We start from the raw sequence: 16,614 nt of genomic DNA, 5'->3' as shown, positions 1-16,614 counted from the left end.
GTGTCACGGTCCTCGAACGGGTCGGGGGATCGTTTACAGAAGCGGGAAGCGAAGGGGAAGGGTGTGGGAGCGGCTATTCAGTTGTGCGCCTTCGGCGCGTTGTCTTTCAGCGCTTCGCGCGGTGAGGACACGGACCCACCCAAGCGGATACATCAAGGAGCGGTGTAGCCGGTCATTTCGAGGTAGCCCTTGCCCGTGTGACTGCCGGAAATGGTAACTGGGCCTTCCCAGTAGGGAAAGGTGAGGTCCATCCAGGAATTCGGGTTGAGCGCGTCGAGGCGGAGGGAGAGAGACTGCGCAGGCAGGTCGATCTGCCATTGGGTAGGGATGGGGGCGCCGTTCACATCGGTCGTTTCGAGCGGGGTCATGGTGAGCGCGCCGTTCGGGTAGGGCGTGGGCGTGCCGTCGGCGGCGATCCATGTGGCGGAGGTGAAGGGCGCGCCTTCGCGGTCCCGCAGGCGGAAGCCCATGAGCTTCTCGCCTCCGTCGAGGTGGAGCGAGATCCAGTCCCAGCCGTCCTGCGTTTCCGAGAGCGGTTGGGAGGAATACTCGCGGTCGAGCCAACCTTGCCCGGTGACCTCGACCGGGCCGGAAGGCAGGGAAAGCGTGCCTTCGATCTCGTAGAACGGTTGGGAGTAGTAATAGCTGGCCTGGCCTTCGGGGGATTTGACCGAATAGCCATCGATGCCTTGAGGCACGAGCGGGCGGGTTGCCTGCAAGGTCAGGTCATAAGCGAAGCCCTCGCCATTGGCGGCGAGGCTGAGGCTGTCGAGCGGGTCGCCGGAGGGGGCAGTGCTGGTCATGTGCCAGTCGTCGATCCAGGCCTCGAAGGGCGCCGTGGTCACGCCGGCTTGTCCAATGCCGCCACGGGCGAGGCGTTCGGCGGCGAAATGGGCTTCCGGCGTCGTCAGCCCGGCATTGCCGAGCCAGATCTGCGGCGAGTCCCAGCCATCGGCCTCAAACGGGGCGAGGGCGGAGCGGAAGAGCGTCCACTGGATGCCGTAATCGGTGCCGTTCGCATCGGAGAGGTTGGCGGTCAGGTACCACCACTCGATGCGGAAATCCGGGTGCGGCCCGTGATCGGCGGGGAAGGTGAGGGCGGCTTCCGGGGATGGGATGGCGAAGCCCTCGGCCTCCGTGCCGAGGCCGGCAAAGCCCTGTGCGCTGGCGGCGCTGGCGGCGAGCCAGAGGAGGAGGGCGAGGCGGTCAGCGTTCATCGGCAAAGACCTTGAGGAATTGCGACGGATCGGTGCGAGCCAGGCGGCGCACCGGCAGGTAGGCGGCGAGAAGCGCGGCGATGAGCGAAAGCGCCAGCAGCCAGAGCCACTGGGCCGGGAAGAGGAACATGGGCAGCCGCCAGCCAAAGGCCTCGACATTGACCACCGCGAGCAGGGACCATGCCAGCACCAGCCCGGTTGGCAGCGCCAGCGCGAAGGTCAGAGCGGCGAGCGCAAGCGAGCGCAGGGTTTCCAGACGCGCCAATTGTGCCCGCGTCAGCCCGAGCGCCCATGGCGGAGCGAGTTGCGGCAGGCGCATGCTGGACAGCGTCAGCAGCGCGGTGAGGATCGCGAAGCCGGCGACCGAGAGCGTCAGCACGTTGAGCGCGCCTGTGACCGTGAAGGTGCGTTCAAAGATCTGGAGCGATATCGCCTTGAGGCTGCCATTGTCAATCAGGTTGGCGCGGGGCAGGCCGAACTCCTCGTGAAGGGCGCGGGCGAGGCCCTCGGGATCCTCTGTCAGGATGCCATGGCGGAGGCGGGGTACCTCGGGGTGCTGGGTCAACAGAAGCGGCAGATGCACGATCGCCTGTCCTGCGGGATTGCCGTAATCGGAATAGATTGCGCTGACCGGAAGTGTCCAACCGGGGCCGAGCGTGACCGAATCGCCGGGCGAGAGATCCTCCCGATAGGCCAGCTGTTCGTTGATGAGCGTGCCGCGGCCGGCATAGAAATCTTCCCACGGGGTGTCGCTGGACGCCAGGAGCGGCCAGTGCGAACGGTAGACCTGGTGATCGACGATGCCGTAGATCTCGCCCGGTGTGCCATAGAGGGGGGTGTCCACCTTCCAGATCGGCAGGATGGCCTCGGCCCGTGGCGCGAGCCATGCGCGCAGGCGTTCGCCTTCGGCCTCGCTCGGGGCGGTAACGTAGAGCTGGGAGACCAGCCGCTGATCGAGCCAGCCGGTGAAGGTCAGCCGGAAGGAGGAGACCATGGTCGAGACCCCGACATTGGTTGCCAGCGCCAGCAGGAGCGACATCAGGGCCAGTGACAGGCCGGGGAGTTGCTGGCGGGTGTCGGCCCAGAACCATTGCGCGACCGGGCCGCGTGCCAGGGCGGCGCCAGCGGAGAGCGCCGCGCCGAGCACGAGCGGCAAGAGCAGCGCGGCACCCAGTAGCAGCCCGCCCATCAACGCGAACCCGGCAAGCAGTCCGTCGGCAAGGATGGGGGCGGCGATGCCGGCGAGGAGCAACACCAGCCCGGCCAGCGCCTGCCGGCGCAGCGAGGCCGTCGAGGCGACCGCCCAGGCGCGGGGGCGTGCGCTGGCCAGAAGCGGCATCTTGCGGATGGAGTTCAGCCCGTGGGTCGCGGCGACCAAGGCCCCGATCAGGGCCACACCTAGCCCGGAGGCGGCCCAGCCCGGGTCGAAGGCAAGGCTGCCGGGAATGGATGCCCCGTAGAGGCCGCGCAGGGTTGCGGCCACATCGGGCAGCAAGGCTGCGGCGATCAGATAGCCGAGCAGGATCCCGAGACCGCCGGCCAGAAGCGCCAGCAATATGATTTCGGCCATCAGAAGGCCCAGCAGTTCGCGCAGTGGCAGCCCAACCGCGCGCAGGGTGCGGAAGACGGGACGCCGCTGTTCGAAGGCGAGCCCGATCGTGCCATGGACGATGAAGAGCCCGACCGCGAAGCTGAGCAGGCCGAAAGCCGTTAGGTTGAGGTGGAAACTGTCGGTCAGGCGGGAGATTTCTCCCTGCGATTGCCGGTCGAAACGTTGCAATTGTGGCGCCAGCGCTCCGGGCGTTCCATCCGGCGCGCCTTTCAGAAGGATCAAGCTGTCGATCCCGCCGCCCGCCTCCAGGATGCGGTCCGCGACGGCGATATCGGTGACAAGACGCCCCGGCGGAAGGGACGTATCCGCTATCAGGTGCGGCAGGCCCGCAATGTCGCGTAATGCGCGCTGGGTGTCGGGGGCAACAAAGGCGATGCCGGGCGGCAGGAATATCTCGTTTGGGGAAAGCGTCTCCCGCAATTGCGGGTTTCCCGGCAGGTTCGCTTGCGGCGCGGAGATGAAATCCAGCCCGAGCAGCTCGATCCGCTGGTTGCCGAGCAGAGCACGCCCCTCCAGCACCGGCGAGACCTGCCAGCCGGCCCGGCGCAGCCTGGCGAATGTCTCCAGCGGCATGCGCCCGGCGGGATCGGCCAGGGTCTCGTAACTTCCTAGACCCAGCATACCCTCGGCGGCGGCATAGGAGCGGCGCGCCTCGGCATTGATTGCCTGCACCGCGGACCAGAGCGCCGTTGCCAGCGCCAGCCCGGCAATCAGGGTGAAGAATTGCAGCGGTTGGCGGCGCCAATGCGAGACCAGCGCGGCAAGGGCGGCCCGCCTCATGCCACCCGGCCCTGGCTCAGATGCAGACGCCGGGAGAGGCGCCCGGCCAGCCTTGTCGAATGTGTCACCATCAGCAGCCCCGCGCCGGTTTCGTCCACCAGTTCCAGCATCATTTCCAGCACGCTGTCGGCGGTGGCCTCGTCGAGATTGCCGGTCGGTTCATCGGCCAGCAGGACGGGCGGGCGTGGTGCCAGAGCACGGCCGATGGCGACGCGCTGCTGTTGTCCGCCGGAAAGTTGCTCGGGGTAACGCGACAGAAGTTCGGAGAGGCCGAGGCGCTGGCTCAGGACTGCGCACCAGTCAGCGTCATAGCGTCCGGCCAGCCGCGCCTGGAATGCGAGATTGGCGGCGATATCGAGTGACGGGATGAGGTTGAACTGCTGGAAAACCAGCCCGATGCGGTTGCGTCGGACCGCCGCACGGCTTGTATCATTTCCCGATGTGATGTCGTCGTCCTGATGTCGGATCGTTCCCGAGTCCGGCGTATCCAATGCGGCCAGAAGGTGCAGCAGCGTGGATTTGCCGGAGCCAGACTCGCCTGTCAGTGCGAGTGTTTCTCCAGGTTGGAGTTGCAGTGAAATACCGTTCAGCACGGGCAGTTTGCCGTCGGCAGTTGTGAATGTCTTGGTCAGGTCACGGGCGTCGATGAGCATGGGGCCTCGCCGGGTTGCGCGAGGCAAGACCTAGCCCGGTGGCGACGGGAGTAAAAGAGCGGAGGGCGCAGCGGAAGGAATTGCAAGCAAAGCGGCCATTCGAGGGCGCGCGCTCCGCGCGCTTGAACGATCCTGCGGATCGTGCCTCCGGCGGGGATATTTGCTGGAAAGATGAATGCATGCAGCACCTTTATCATCTTTCCAGTAATATCCTGGGGGGAGCGCTCGCAAGAGCGCAGGGGGCAAAGCCCCCCTTGAACGTCAGTGGCGGCGCAAAACCGCCAGACTTCAGGTGCGAACGCCCGAGAATTTCTCGGCCCAGGCTTCGCGATCCTCATCCGAGATCTTGGCGAAGAGGGTGTCCGGGACGGCGAAGCCATGGCCCGCGGGCAGGGTGGACAGCGCGGTTTCCATGTCTTTTGGCCAGTCGGTTGCATCCGTTCTGAGCGCTTCGAGTAATGTCGCCGAGGCATCCGGCAGGAAGGGCGCGGAGATCACCGCGTAGACGCGGATCAGGTTCAGTGCCAGCCGGATATCGGCGGCGGCGCGTTCCGGGTCGGTCTTGAACGAGGTCCACGGAGCGGCGGTTTGCAGGAACTCGTTGCCCGCGACCCAGATCGCCCGCAGCTCGGCAGCCGCCTTGCGCACGTCGATGGCCTCCATATGCCCGGCATAGGCTTTCAGCCGCGCGTCGAGATCGGCCACGAGTTTGCGGCCCTCCTCGGTCAGCTCGCCGCCGGCGGGTATCCCCTCGCCGAACTTGGAGCGGCAGAACTTGGTCACGCGGGAGACGAAATTGCCCAGAACATCGGCCAGGTCCTTGTTCACGCCGGTCTGGAACTTCTCCCAGGTGAATTCGCTGTCGGAGGTCTCCGGCGCGTTGGAGAGCAGCCACCAGCGCCAGTAATCGGCCGGCAGGATCTCCAGCGCCTGATCCATGAAAACGCCCCGGCCCTGCGAGGTCGAGAACTGGCCGCCATCGTAGTTGAGGTAGTTGAACGACTTGATGTAGTCGACGAGTTTCCACGGCGCACGCGAGCCCATGATCGTGGCCGGGAAGGAGAGCGTGTGGAAGGGCACGTTATCCTTGCCCATGAACTGCACGTAGCGCACATCCTCGGCGCCCGCATCCGTCCGCCACCAGCGCTTCCAGTCGGCCTCTTCCAGTCCCTGCGCCTCGGCCCATTCGGCCGAGCAGGCGATATATTCGATCGGCGCGTCGAACCAGACATAGAAGACCTTGCCCTCCATGCCGGGCCAGTCTTCCTCGCCCTTCTTCACCGGGATGCCCCAGTTGAGGTCGCGGGTTATGCCCCGGTCGCGCAGCCCGTCGCCGTCATGCAGCCATTTCTTGGCGATCGAGGTGGTCAGCACCGGCCAGTCGGTCTTGCTATCGATCCAGGCGTCCAACTCGTCCTTCAGCGCGGATTGGCGCAGGTAGAGGTGCTTGGTCTCGCGCACTTCCAGATCGGTCGAGCCGGAAATGGCGGAGCGCGGGTCGATCAGGTCGGTCGGGTCGAGTTGCTTGGTGCAGTTCTCGCACTGGTCGCCGCGCGCCTTGTCATAGCCGCAGTTGGGGCAGGTGCCCTCGATATACCGGTCCGGCAGGAAGCGGCCATCGGCATGGGAGTAGACCTGCTTTTCGCTCACCTCCTCGATGAAGCCGTTCTCGGCGAGCAGGCCGGCGAAATACTGTGTAAGGCGGTGGTTCTGCGGGCTGGAGGAGCGACCGAAATGGTCGAAGCTGAGCCGGAAACCGGCCGCCAGCTTGGCCTGGGTGCGGTGCATCTGTTGGCAGTATTCGTCCACCGGCATGTTGGCCTTGGCCGCGGCAAGCTCGGCGGGTGTGCCATGCTCGTCTGTGGCGCACAGAAACAGCACCTCGTTGCCGCGGGCGCGCATGTAGCGGGCATAAAGGTCTGCGGGCAGTTGGCTGCCGACGAGATTGCCCAGGTGCTTGATCCCGTTGATATAGGGAATGGCCGAGGTGATGAGAATGCGGGACATATGCTTAGCGGCTCCGTTTCGACTTGCGCGAGGCTTTAGCCGATGCGGGCGCGGAGTGCCAGCACAGCCTTGGCCGGGCGGCGGATTGTCGGGCGGGCGGGCTCATTTCGTGGCAGGGGCCGGGCGCAGGCGCATCCGGTCATCCCGGCCGCCGGGCCGTTCCTCCAGCTCCCAGCTTGCGGGCGGCGCGTTGCGGCTGCGGCGGCGTTCCAGCAGCCAGCGGCTCTGCCCCTTGCCGTGCCGGGGCAGCAGCGCCCAGCGGCTCTCCACGCCAGCCGCGCCACCATCGCCCGGGGTCAGCAGAAGGCCGAGCGGGGCGGCGCGCCCGCCCGCGGCCTCGGCTCCGGCCTCGGCGGCCAGGTGCAGCCGGCGTACCGGCGTCAGCCCCGGCGGGCCGGGAAGGTCGGCCACCACCAGCGGAACCGCGCCGCTGCGCAACGCCTCCTCCATACACCACAGCAGGTCCTCGGCCCGCTGCGGCCGGAGCAGCAGCAGACGGCCGGGGTCGAACCGCCCCGTCAGCCCGTCGCCATTGAGCCATTCCGCCCGCCAGGCCGGCGCGATCCAGAGTACCGGCCCCTCCCGCGCCGCGGCGACCTCCAGCGCGAGCGTGCGCCGGGCGGGGCCGCAGAACTCGTGGGCGCGGGCAAGCGTCAGGGTCATCTCGCCCAGAACGGGCAGGGCGGGGCGGCCGGAATGGCGCGCGCGGGAGAGCAGGGCAGCATGGCGGGACATGCGGGCAATGTAGTGTGTTCTTTATTTGTTCTCAATGGTCGAGATGGAATGGCCGAAGGCGCGCTTCAGGGCGCAGGCACATGGTGCTGGCCTGGGCCGGAAACCCTTCTCAGGCGGCCTTCTTGTCGATCTCGGTATCGTCCGACCCGGTGCCTTCCTTGTGGCCCGCAAGGTCTGGCAGTCCCTTTTGCGACAACAGGATCGCAATCGGGCGCAGCCGCGGGACATGGGAACAGATGATCATGATCGCGACCATGATCGGGACCGCGAGGAACATTCCCAAAACGCCCCAGACCGCCGCCCAGAAGGCCAGCGACAGGATGATTCCCAACGACGACAATTGCAGCGTGTTGCCGAGCAACAGGGGCTCCAACACCTGGCCGACGGAAAACTGGAGAGCGCCGATGACCGACAGCAGCGCCAGGCCGGTGAATTGCTCACCCGTCTGCACATAGCCGACGAGCGCGACAACCAGGGTTGCCACGATCGAGCCGATATTCGGGATGAAATTCAGGATGAAAGTCAGCACGCCCATGGCAAAGGCCAACTCCAGCCCGAGCAGCCGCATCATCAGGTAGACCAGCGCGCCGGTGATCGTGCTGATGGCCGCCTTGACGACAAGGTAGCGGTTCACGCGATGGACGATGGAGGAGAGGATCCCTTCGATGCGCTGGGCGCGCGCCGGGTCGTCGAGCAGGTTCTCGAGCTTGTTCGAGAACCAGACCCGCTCCAGAAACAAAAAGCCGATGAACAGGATCACGAGGACCGTGCCGGAGGCCAGGTTGCCCGCCTGTCCGGCCAGGGTGGCCAGCCAGGGCGCGATTTTCACTTCCGACAGCCAGGAGAGCACGGCGGCCTCGGCATCGTCTCCGATCCAGCCGAAGATTTCGGCCACGGCTTCCTGAGAGGGGCCTGAATATTGCAGAACGGTGGAGACGACCACGTTGGTCTGCGTCAGCACGAGGACAGAGAGCAAGATCAGAACCGCCGCGATGAGAGACACCGCGAGAATGGAGGCCAGCAGAACCGAAAGCCTGGCCTGACCGATGCGAAGTGTCTGCAGGTAGCCGATTGCGCCGGAGGTCAGCGAAAACAGCATCAACGCGATCGAGAAGGAAATCAGCAGGAACTTCGCCTGCACCAGCAGGAACAGGATAACGGCGAATGCAATGATGCCCAGAAACCAGAGTTGGAGGCGATGCATCTCGCTTTGCATTGGGCAGTACTCTCGGTTGTTCGCAGGGGAGGCTGGCGACCCGGCATCATTATGGGCCGTGCGCGACCAACCGCGTCCGGCCCGATGTAGATAGGCGCGCAGGAGCAGGAGGGCAACCTGGCCGCACCGAAAGCACATGCCATGACCGGAGCCATGTCACCGGGGAGTTGACGGACCGGGCGCGATCTCCAGTAGCCCCCGGAGCGCGACGCGCCGCCTCGGTGCAAGGCCGGTGATGCGTGCTTCCGGTCCAGTTTGGCACCGGATCAAAACTCTCTGGCCGCGCCTGCCAAGTTGCAGGCGGCCTTCGTCCTTAGATGCCGATCATCGAACGGCGACGGAAGGACAGTGAAAGAGATGAGAGCCAGATCAATAGCGCTTGCAACGGGGTCCATGCTGGCGGCCACCGCCGCGACCGCGGAGATAACCTTGCAGGGGGAAGCCAAGATGGGCATCGCCTGTGCAACCGGTGAAGCGACGCAATTCTACCAGGATCTCGATATCGAGTTCAGCTTCATCGGGCAGGCCGATAACGGGCTTTCCTTCGGGGCCTCGGTCGACCTGAGCGACGCCGACACCCTCGGCAACACCACCGGCGATATCGGCTACGAGGTGTTCATCAGCGGCGGCTTCGGCACCGTGACCATGGGCGATACCGATTCCGCTTTCCAGTTCGCGGTCTCTGCCGTTGACGCCTGGGGAAATCCCGGCTCGATCGCCGATAACGAGACGGCGCATTGGGGTTTCCAGGATGATTGGCTCAAGGGTTCCGAAGATGGCCAGGTTCTGCGCTAAGATTACAGCCAGGGCGATTTCGGTTTCGCGGCCTTTCCGTCGGCGGCGTCTACACCTATTTCGACAGCGATCAGCTCAAGCGGGGCGATTAATGGAGGATTGGTGTCGGCAATGCGTTCGACAACATTTCGTTCCACGCCAACTACGGTGAGCATTCCTTCAAGAACTACTACGGCGAGAAGCTCGACATGCGTGGCTGGGGCGTGTCCGCCGGTTACGATCTGGGCGGAGGCATGTCCGTACTGGCCGGCTACGGACGCAGCGAAGCGACTGCACGGGGCGACTTCAACAGCAACGGGATCGGCAACAAGATCAACCTCGATAGCGAGAGCTTCTCGCTGGGGCTAAGCATGGTCTTCTGAAGAAGTCGCCGACAGCCGGGGGAGACAGGCCGCAGGCTGCCCTCGGTTCAGCGGAAAATGCGTCGTCCAGATAGCATTTTCCCTATCGCGGAGGGGGGCTTGGGTTCCTCGCCCCCTTCCGCATTTTGTTCCGCAGACGTTCGTAGATCCTGCCGGGACTCCTTGCGATCCGGGGCGTGCAATCCTCCCGACGATGGCTTTCCGGGACGATCTGACGTCAGTCCGCCACGGTTTTGAGATAGGCGACGATGTCGGCGATATCGCCCTCCGCAAGGCTCTTGACCTCCGGCATCAGAGCGCCGGGCACGGTCAGCATCGGGTGCAGTATCCAAGCGAACAAGCGATCCTCGGTCCACTCTCCACCGAAGGCTGAGAGCGCGCGCGAATATGCAAATCCATCGGCTGCGGCGACGGGGCGGCCAAATATCGCCACGATGGGCGGGCCGCTGTAGTCGCTGCTTGCGCCGGCATCCGAGCCCGATTCGACCACGTGACATTTCACGCAGCGGGTGGTTGCCAGTTCACGACCGCGCACCGGATCGGCAGCCGCAATGAGCGCTTCAACGGCACTCTACGCAGAGAAGTCCTGAACGCCGAATGGTTCACAACAACCAGACAGGCTCAGGTCGTCATCAATTGTTGGCTCAGAGAGTACAATCACACCCGACCACATCAGGCGCTCGGAATGCGCCCTCCGGTGCCCGAAACTCTACTTGGAAATGGCCCATAGAAATGGGGCTGGACGTGACAAAAGAGCGGTGTCGGGATCGGTGCCGTTTCCTGCTTGGCGAAATGCGGGCCGAAGAGATCGTCACCTGTCGCCCTCGCGACGTTTTTCCAAATGGCGACAACCTTGCGAAAGGGCAGGGACGTCCTGTCCGCATCCAGCTCTGCCGCGCAGAGCCCGGCCTGATGCAGGATCTTCCGCGCCGGGTGGCCCTGTCTTTCCATCTGGGCGATCAGCTGCTGCAGGCGTACCGGCTTATGCTGCAGGTCTGTCATGGGCGATGGGGGAGGGAACTGTCGGGACAGGGTGATAGGGTTCGTTGGCCATTTCGTTCGGCGCCGTTTCATGCGGACGCCGAAAATTCGCGGGAAAGAAGAGGGAAGCACGGTGACTTCCGGAGAGGGCACGCACCCCGGGCTTTTTCGGGGTGCCGGTTCACCATCCGGTACGCCCCGATGTGGACGGGCGGCGGCTGATCGGAGACGAACCGGGAGCGGTCAAAGGGTGGCAGGGGGACTGGGCCGGCCGTAATCGTCGATGTTTTCGAGCACCGAGAGTGTCTTGCCGCTGAACTCGAACCCGTCGCTCTTCACGTCAAGCGAGATGATCGCCGTGAAACGAACATGCCAGGTTTCCCAGCCCTCGTCGGAGGCGATTGCATGGCCCCCCATGGACCACCATTCGAAATTGCCGGGATCGAGCTGTTCCAACCGCTGCCCGTCTTCCCAGGCTTCCAGCCAGCGCTGCCGCGCCCCCGCGCCCCGGCATCCCGACATAGCTGATATGCCCTTGAACCCATATCTTGAAACCCTCCGACGAGAGGCCATCTATTTAAATGTACGCCGCATAGTTAAGGCAAGCCCGGTCGCAGGATCCGCCGCCCGACTGTTCACGCAAATCGCACAGACCACCGTCGGGAAGCCCGCATGATTTGCGTTGGCGCACCGCCAACCGAGAAGGAAATGCCAATGGGAACCCTGAAAGACGCACTTTTTGCCGTCGTTTCTCGCCTCCTCACCCTCACCCTCTGGGTCGTAGCGGGCGGAATGCTCGTGCTGGGTGCGGTCTCGATCCTGATTTTCTTCGGAAATGTGGCGATCGTCGCCGGACGCTCCGTCCTCGGTGCCTGAGCTGGTTCGCTGCCGGGGGTAGCCTCCTGTTGAGGATCCCGGGAGCGGTCTCCGAAGCGCTCCGCGCAATGCCCCGCTCAATGCCGTCAAGTGATGCCCGTCGTGCAGGTCACGATCCGGAGCCAGAAATCCCGCGCTTCCAGATCGGAGTAATCAAGGCCATTGTCCTGGAGCCAACCGCCCAGATGTGACAGGAAATCTCCGGCCGTTGCCTGCACCGGGCGGTACCGAGGGGACCATGCGCCGGCAGACCAGTCGTCCCAGGGTGTGTCTGTTGAAATATGCGTGCCGAGCGCGGAGTTCTGGACCGTGCATTTCCCGACTGCTTCAAGGCAGCGCCGGCTGATCCGGCCTTGTGGCGCCTCGAAGCGGTTCACGTCTCCGAAATTGCTGACATAGCCGGCCTCGTTCGGGGCTGAATAGGGCGTTGCGCGCACGCCTTCGAACCACTGCCGGCCGAGGAAGCTTGTTGCGTCCCGACCGGCTTCTGCCCCGTCATGCGTGAAGTGACAGCGCTCGAAGACGAAGCCGTGCGGCATCCACAGGTTCGTGCTTGGCGCGACTGCCCAGCTTTTCGCACCGCGCAGGCCGCGCGAGCGGATCTCGCATTGCTCGAAATAGGCCGTTGCCCCGCCGAAGATGAAATCGACATCGCCTTCGATCGCGCAATCCGATACGACGCTGCGCCCGATGCCCTGGCTCGGCGCCTGCAGGTAGAGCGTGTCCTGGAAGCTTTCGAGACGCAGCGCGCTCAACTGGACCCGGTCGGCGCCGGCGACATGGCAGGCAACGGCCTGGTGCTGGCCTTCCGCGTATCGACCGGCGACATCCGGTTCGGCCCCCAGCGGCGCGGCCCCGGCGCGGTCGCAGGCGTAATCGTTCCGGATCGTCATGCCGGCGACGATGGTATCGTCCCGCTCGATCCGAAGAACGGCCGAATTTCCGGTCGTCACCCGCTCCCGCGCGGCAATGCGCGCGAATTGCGCGCGGATCGCGGGATGCGCCGTGGCGAAGCCAGCGCCAAAGCGCTGTTCAAACTCGCGGCCGGGCATCTGTGCATCGATCCGCGCGGCCAGCGTCACGGCTTCACGGCCCGCGCCGAAGAGCGCCATTGGCGGGCCTTCGGCGGGCAGAAAGACCGGGCCTTCGTAGAAACCGGGGTGCACCCGGATCACCCGCCGCCCGTCGGCCCGCATCCCGGCGCCGTCCCGAAGGGCGCGGTCGATGGCCGCCTGAAGCGTGCGGAAGCGGCGAGGCGGGTCTTCCGGCGCCTCGCTGTCGACGATGTAATCGACATCTGCCGGAGGTCCCGGCGGCACGGGGTCCCAGGGGGCGGCAAGTGCCACGCCCCTTGGGCCTGATCCGGACAGCACGTCTTCCCGCGAAACCGGGCGCGGGGGCCCAGCCGTTGCATTCGACGGCCAGTCCGGAAAGCGGCTCATCGGCTGGCGCGCAACGGTGCCCGGCTCTGTTCCCGCTCCAGCGCGCTCGCGGCCGCCATCATCAGCGGCCCGACACCCTTGGCATCATCGGCCACCCGCCGTTCGGAAAGGTAGTATTCGGCCGATCCGTCCCGGAACCGGTCCCCGAACTTGCCCAGACCGGCGACCTCGCAGATATCCGCGAATTCCAGTCCGCCATTCTGCGCCGGCCGCAGGGTCTTTTCCGTCAGCAGCTCGAACAGCCCCTCCGGATCTCCGTCCGAAAGCCCGAGCGCATTGCCGCGCAGCAGGGCGTAGATGAACATGGCCGAGGCCGAACTCTCCTCGTAATTCCCGGCGAGATCGGGGCGGTCGACAACCTGCAGCCAGAGCCCTTCGGGTTGGCGCAGCTCCGCGATCCGGTCGAGCAGGGCACGCGTGCGCGCTTGCAGGGGCGCAAAGCGTTCCGGCCCCACAAGCTCCGCGATATCGACGAGCGCCATGGCGAGCCAGCCGAGCGCGCGGGCCCAATGGGCGCGGGAATGGCCGGTCTCGGCATTGGCCCATGGCTGCTTGCGCGCCTCGTCAACCGCGTGGGCATAGAGCCCGGTGGCGGGCACGTATGTCATGTCGAGCGCCGAGCCGACCTGGGCCAGCGCGTCGGCGATCAGCGCGTCGTCCCCGACCCGCAGGCCGTAGCCAATCTGGAAGGGGGCGCCCATGTAGAGCCCGTCGAGCCAGACCTGCCATGGGTAGCGGAGCTTGTGCCAGTAAACGCCCGAGCGGGTGCGCGGCTGCGAGGAAAGTTGACCGGCCAGAAGGGCGGCGGCATCCAGATACCGCGCCTCGCCGGTGATCTCGTGCAGGTAGAGCAGCGCGCGGCCCGGCAGGACATTGTCGATATTGTATTCGTTGGGATCGTAGCCCGCGAGCGCGGGGCCGTCCTCCATGCGGGCGTTCACCATCCGCACGAGCTGCGCGCGCCAGCGCGCTTCGCCCGTGGCCCGGTGGAGGCATTCGAGCCCACGATAGATGCAGCCATCCTCGTAGCACCATGCCCCGTTCTTGTAGGGCTCGTAGCGCCCCAGATAGGTCTCGAAATATTCCATCAGCATGGGGCCATATCCTCGTCTTCGGTGAAGCAGGTAACGGTGCCGGAAACCTCGGCATTCTCGGCGAGAAGCCCGGCGTGGCGCACCGCTTCGACGCCGAGCGCCATGAGCGGCACATCGGCAATTGCATCGGGTCGGTAGGAGACCCGGAAATCTTCCAGGCGCAGGGCCTCGATGGGCGCCTCCGGCAGGCCGAGAAGGGCCGCCGCCGCGAGCGAGACGCCATGGGCGCGGACATTCGAGAGCGTAATGTCGCGCAGGACGGGGGTCGTATCGTCGACGGGGGCAGGGGCGCGGTTCTGCACCCAGTCCTCCTTGCCGTCGGGATCGCAGAAATAGAAGGCGTTGATCGCGAGCGGGGTCGGCACATCCCACATCTCGACATTGCGCATGTGCACCCCCTCGATCGCGCCGCCCCGCCCGCGCCGCGTCTTGAGCCGGAGGCCACGGTCGGTGGCGTGAAAGGCGCAATCTGCGATCTCGATATCGTAAATGCCGCCCGACATTTCAGAGCCGAACACCACAGCGCCATGGCCGCGCTGCATCCGGCAATGAGAGATGCGCACGTCGCGGGTCGGCGCGAGGTGGTCGGTCTGTCCCGGCGCGCGCTTGCCGGCCTTGATGGCGATGCAATCGTCGCCGACGGAGAAATCGACACCGGTGATTTCGACCGCTTCGCAGCTTTCCGGGTTGAGCCCGTCGGTATTGGGGCTGTCGGGCGGGTTCTCGATTCTCAGGGCGGAGGCATGGAGCTGGCGGCAGCCATAGGGATGCACCGTCCAGGAGGGCGAATTGCGAATGGTGAAGCCGGTGAGGTTCACACCGTCGCAATGAGCGAGGTGGAGCGTGCGCGGGCGCCGGGCGCCGTCGCGGCGCTCCTTCGGCCAGTGCCACCAGTCGCCGCGATCGCCGCCGCCGTCGATCACGCCGCGCCCGGTAATGGCGAGGCCGTGGCCGTCGATGGCGGTGAGAAGGGCGGCGAAACAGGGTTCGGGCAGGCCTTCCCAGGTGCCCAGCGCGCGTCCATCCGGCCTGCGTTCGGGCAGGATCGTCCAGCCTGTGCGGTCGGATTTGGCGGCAAGCTCGGCCCCGTCTTCGAGATAGAGCGTCATCTGCGATTTCAGGAAGACTGGCCCGCTCGTATAGCGGCCGGGGGCGAGCCGCAGCGTGCCGCCCGACGGCACCGCTGCCACGGCGCGGGCAAGGGCTTCGGCATTGTCGGGGGCCTCCGTGTCGACGCCGAAATCTGTCGCTTCGATCAGCCCCGCACAGGGCAGCGTCCGCAGCGCGAGGCTGCCGATGTCGGTCTCCAGCCGGTAAGCGCTGTCGGGCTCCAGACCTTCGAGGAAGAGGGGGGCGACGTGCGCCTCTCCGTCGGCCACGGGCTGGCCAGCCGCATCCCGGAGCGTCCAGGAGATCGGCGCGGGCAGCGCGAAGCGCGTGCCATCGGGGGCGACGAGGAAGGAGAGGGTTCTCGCGGTTGCTGCGAGAACGCGGAGACCGGCCATAAGGGATATCCGTTTGAAATCAAAGGAGTGCCGGGCCGTTAATGGCCCGGCATCCGGAGTGGTGGTCGTCAGGTCAGGACTTGATGTCCTCGAGGGCTTCCTCGATCGCGTAGATCATCTCGTCGGCTGCGGTCTCGGCATCGATCTCTCCATAGGCGAAGAGTTCGAGATTATCCTGCAGCGCCGAGCGAACGTCGGGGAATTCCATCATCGGGTGGATCCCCGGCCCCTCGGCGTCGAGCACGCGGGCCTGGGCCTCGATCTGGATCGGCTTGATCGCGTCTGCATCGAGCAGTTGCTGGCGGGCGGCCTTGGAAGCGGGCACACCGCGGGTGGATCCGAGTGCAGCCACGCCCTCGGGCTCGTTCAGCAGGCAGTTGACGATCTGGGCGGCGGCTTCCTGGTTCTCGGAATTCTTCGAGATCGAGAACACCATGGAGGCCTTGCGATAGATGCCCGGCGTCTTCTGGCCGTCCTGGCTCAGCAGGTCTACATAGGCCAGCTCCTGACCTTCCTGAAGCGGGTCGGAGATCTTGAAATAGGTCGAATCCCACTGATAGGTGCCGCCGATCTTGCCCGAGGACCAGTTCGGGTTCTCGTGCAATGGCAGGTTGCCAGCCGCGGCGACCTTTTTCCACGGGATGATGACGTGGTTGTCGACCAGCGTCTTGTAGAAGCCGATCGCATCGACCAGCTCATCCTTGGTCCAGGAGATTTCGTTGGTGGCCGGGTCGATCAGCGGTTTGCCGGTTTTCTGGGTGCCGTAGAGCGTCATGATCAGCGAGGCGTCGAGCGCGGCGGCCTCGAAGGGGTAGTAATCCTCGCCCAGCTTCTCGGCAAAGACGGGGCCGGCAGCGATCAGGTCGTCCCAGGTCTTGGGAAGCTCCAGGCCCGCCTTGGCCCAGGTGATCTTGTTGAACACGAAGAGGCGACCGGTGGTCGATACCGACAGGCCGTTCAGCTTGCCCTTCATAGAGCCGTCCGCGAGTTCGGCCTCACCCCAGTTGGACAGGTCGATGATGTCGGAAAACTCGTTGAGATCCGCCAGACCATCGCCCCGCGCCGAGTAGATCGACAACCACGGCCAGTTGACCTGCATGATGTCGGCCTCGGTGCCGCCGGCGATCTGCGTCGTCAGCTTCTCGAAATGGCCGGACCAGCCGGTGAATTCGGGGCTGATCGTGTGGCCGTACTTCTCGCCACAGACCTTCAGGGCCTCCTGCGTGGCAACATGCCGGCTGTCGCCTCCCCACCAGCTCATCCGCAGATCGGCGGCATTTGCGGCGGTCGCAAGCGCGGTGGTGGCGAGCGCGAGGCTCAGGATGTTCAGTTTCATGTT

The 16,614-nt window shown here is 65.4% G+C and carries 17 protein-coding genes; 4 read left to right on the top strand and 13 right to left on the bottom strand.

Annotated features, from left to right (window positions below; genetic code table 11):
- Nucleotides 1–152: 152 nt before the first annotated feature.
- The 6 genes from BLR85_RS00865 to BLR85_RS00840 all read right to left on the bottom strand — a co-directional run bounded on the left by BLR85_RS00865 (nucleotide 153) and on the right by BLR85_RS00840 (nucleotide 8,220).
- Entirely contained in the window at nucleotides 153–1,217 is a 1,065-nt protein-coding gene (locus BLR85_RS00865; protein WP_093147531.1) for a lipocalin-like domain-containing protein, read from the bottom strand.
- Nucleotides 1,207–3,609, bottom strand: a complete 2,403-nt coding sequence (locus BLR85_RS00860) for an FtsX-like permease family protein (RefSeq protein WP_093147527.1) — start codon at nucleotides 3,607–3,609, stop codon at nucleotides 1,207–1,209. Before BLR85_RS00860 ends, BLR85_RS00865 begins: the two co-directional genes overlap by 11 nt.
- Nucleotides 3,606–4,262 carry an ABC transporter ATP-binding protein gene (locus BLR85_RS00855; RefSeq protein WP_093147524.1) on the bottom strand — a complete coding sequence of 219 codons (657 nt, stop codon included), beginning with the start codon at nucleotides 4,260–4,262 and terminating at the stop codon, nucleotides 3,606–3,608. Before BLR85_RS00855 ends, BLR85_RS00860 begins: the two co-directional genes overlap by 4 nt.
- A gap of 288 nt (nucleotides 4,263–4,550) precedes the next feature.
- Nucleotides 4,551–6,269, bottom strand: coding sequence for a methionine--tRNA ligase (gene metG, locus BLR85_RS00850; protein ID WP_093147518.1), 1,719 nt, complete (start codon nucleotides 6,267–6,269; stop codon nucleotides 4,551–4,553).
- 102 nt (nucleotides 6,270–6,371) lie between these two features.
- Complete coding sequence (locus BLR85_RS00845; RefSeq protein WP_093147515.1) at nucleotides 6,372–7,004, bottom strand: ImuA family protein; 633 nt, start codon at nucleotides 7,002–7,004, stop codon at nucleotides 6,372–6,374.
- Between the two features lie 109 nt (nucleotides 7,005–7,113).
- Nucleotides 7,114–8,220, bottom strand: a complete 1,107-nt coding sequence (locus BLR85_RS00840; protein WP_093147512.1) for an AI-2E family transporter — start codon at nucleotides 8,218–8,220, stop codon at nucleotides 7,114–7,116.
- A 357-nt stretch (nucleotides 8,221–8,577) separates the two neighbouring features.
- Here BLR85_RS00840 and BLR85_RS00835 point away from each other — a divergent pair, with 357 nt between their 5' ends.
- Together BLR85_RS00835 and BLR85_RS28970 are read left to right on the top strand one after the other, a co-directional pair.
- Nucleotides 8,578–9,015 (top strand): porin, encoded by a 438-nt coding sequence (locus BLR85_RS00835; RefSeq protein ID WP_093147508.1) that lies wholly within the window; start codon nucleotides 8,578–8,580, stop codon nucleotides 9,013–9,015.
- A 188-nt stretch (nucleotides 9,016–9,203) separates the two neighbouring features.
- Nucleotides 9,204–9,377 carry a hypothetical protein gene (locus BLR85_RS28970; RefSeq protein WP_170844414.1) on the top strand — a complete coding sequence of 58 codons (174 nt, stop codon included), beginning with the start codon at nucleotides 9,204–9,206 and terminating at the stop codon, nucleotides 9,375–9,377.
- A 217-nt stretch (nucleotides 9,378–9,594) separates the two neighbouring features.
- Here BLR85_RS28970 and BLR85_RS00830 read toward each other — a convergent pair whose 3' ends face one another.
- Nucleotides 9,595–9,912, bottom strand: a complete 318-nt coding sequence (locus tag BLR85_RS00830) for a c-type cytochrome (protein WP_280138456.1) — start codon at nucleotides 9,910–9,912, stop codon at nucleotides 9,595–9,597.
- Here BLR85_RS00830 and BLR85_RS30410 point away from each other — a divergent pair.
- Complete coding sequence (locus BLR85_RS30410; protein WP_170844412.1) at nucleotides 9,868–10,107, top strand: integrase core domain-containing protein; 240 nt, start codon at nucleotides 9,868–9,870, stop codon at nucleotides 10,105–10,107. The two genes, BLR85_RS00830 and BLR85_RS30410, sit on opposite strands and share 45 nt — an antisense overlap.
- Here BLR85_RS30410 and BLR85_RS00820 read toward each other — a convergent pair.
- Together BLR85_RS00820 and BLR85_RS00815 are read right to left on the bottom strand one after the other, a co-directional pair.
- On the bottom strand, nucleotides 10,050–10,379 hold the full coding sequence (locus tag BLR85_RS00820; protein WP_170844411.1) for an AraC family transcriptional regulator ligand-binding domain-containing protein: 330 nt from the start codon (nucleotides 10,377–10,379) through the stop codon (nucleotides 10,050–10,052). The two genes, BLR85_RS30410 and BLR85_RS00820, sit on opposite strands and share 58 nt — an antisense overlap.
- A gap of 222 nt (nucleotides 10,380–10,601) precedes the next feature.
- A complete protein-coding gene (locus tag BLR85_RS00815; RefSeq protein ID WP_093147497.1) occupies nucleotides 10,602–10,880 on the bottom strand; it encodes a hypothetical protein in 279 nt (92 codons plus the stop codon).
- Between the two features lie 192 nt (nucleotides 10,881–11,072).
- On the opposite strand from BLR85_RS00815, the gene BLR85_RS28965 reads away from it, so the two are divergent.
- Nucleotides 11,073–11,234, top strand: coding sequence for a hypothetical protein (locus BLR85_RS28965; protein WP_170844410.1), 162 nt, complete (start codon nucleotides 11,073–11,075; stop codon nucleotides 11,232–11,234).
- A gap of 86 nt (nucleotides 11,235–11,320) precedes the next feature.
- Here the strand turns inward: BLR85_RS28965 and BLR85_RS00805 are convergent, their stop codons facing one another.
- The 4 genes from BLR85_RS00805 to BLR85_RS00790 form a co-directional block, all read right to left on the bottom strand.
- Entirely contained in the window at nucleotides 11,321–12,580 is a 1,260-nt protein-coding gene (locus BLR85_RS00805) for a pectinesterase family protein (protein ID WP_170844409.1), read from the bottom strand.
- 92 nt (nucleotides 12,581–12,672) lie between these two features.
- Nucleotides 12,673–13,770: a glycoside hydrolase family 88/105 protein gene (locus BLR85_RS00800; RefSeq protein ID WP_093147485.1), complete on the bottom strand. Its 1,098-nt coding sequence runs from the start codon at nucleotides 13,768–13,770 to the stop codon at nucleotides 12,673–12,675.
- Nucleotides 13,764–15,275, bottom strand: a complete 1,512-nt coding sequence (gene pglA, locus BLR85_RS00795) for a polygalacturonase PglA (protein WP_093147481.1) — start codon at nucleotides 15,273–15,275, stop codon at nucleotides 13,764–13,766. The genes BLR85_RS00800 and pglA overlap by 7 nt, the downstream gene beginning before the upstream one ends.
- A gap of 73 nt (nucleotides 15,276–15,348) precedes the next feature.
- Complete coding sequence (locus BLR85_RS00790; RefSeq protein ID WP_093147478.1) at nucleotides 15,349–16,611, bottom strand: ABC transporter substrate-binding protein; 1,263 nt, start codon at nucleotides 16,609–16,611, stop codon at nucleotides 15,349–15,351.
- Between the last annotated feature and the right edge of the window lie 3 nt (nucleotides 16,612–16,614).

It is taken from the genome of Aliiruegeria lutimaris (assembly GCF_900099935.1).
Classification (GTDB): domain Bacteria; phylum Pseudomonadota; class Alphaproteobacteria; order Rhodobacterales; family Rhodobacteraceae; genus Tropicimonas; species Tropicimonas lutimaris.
Note: the sequence above shows the minus strand (reverse complement) of the source record. Positions and strands in the feature narration are given on the sequence as shown.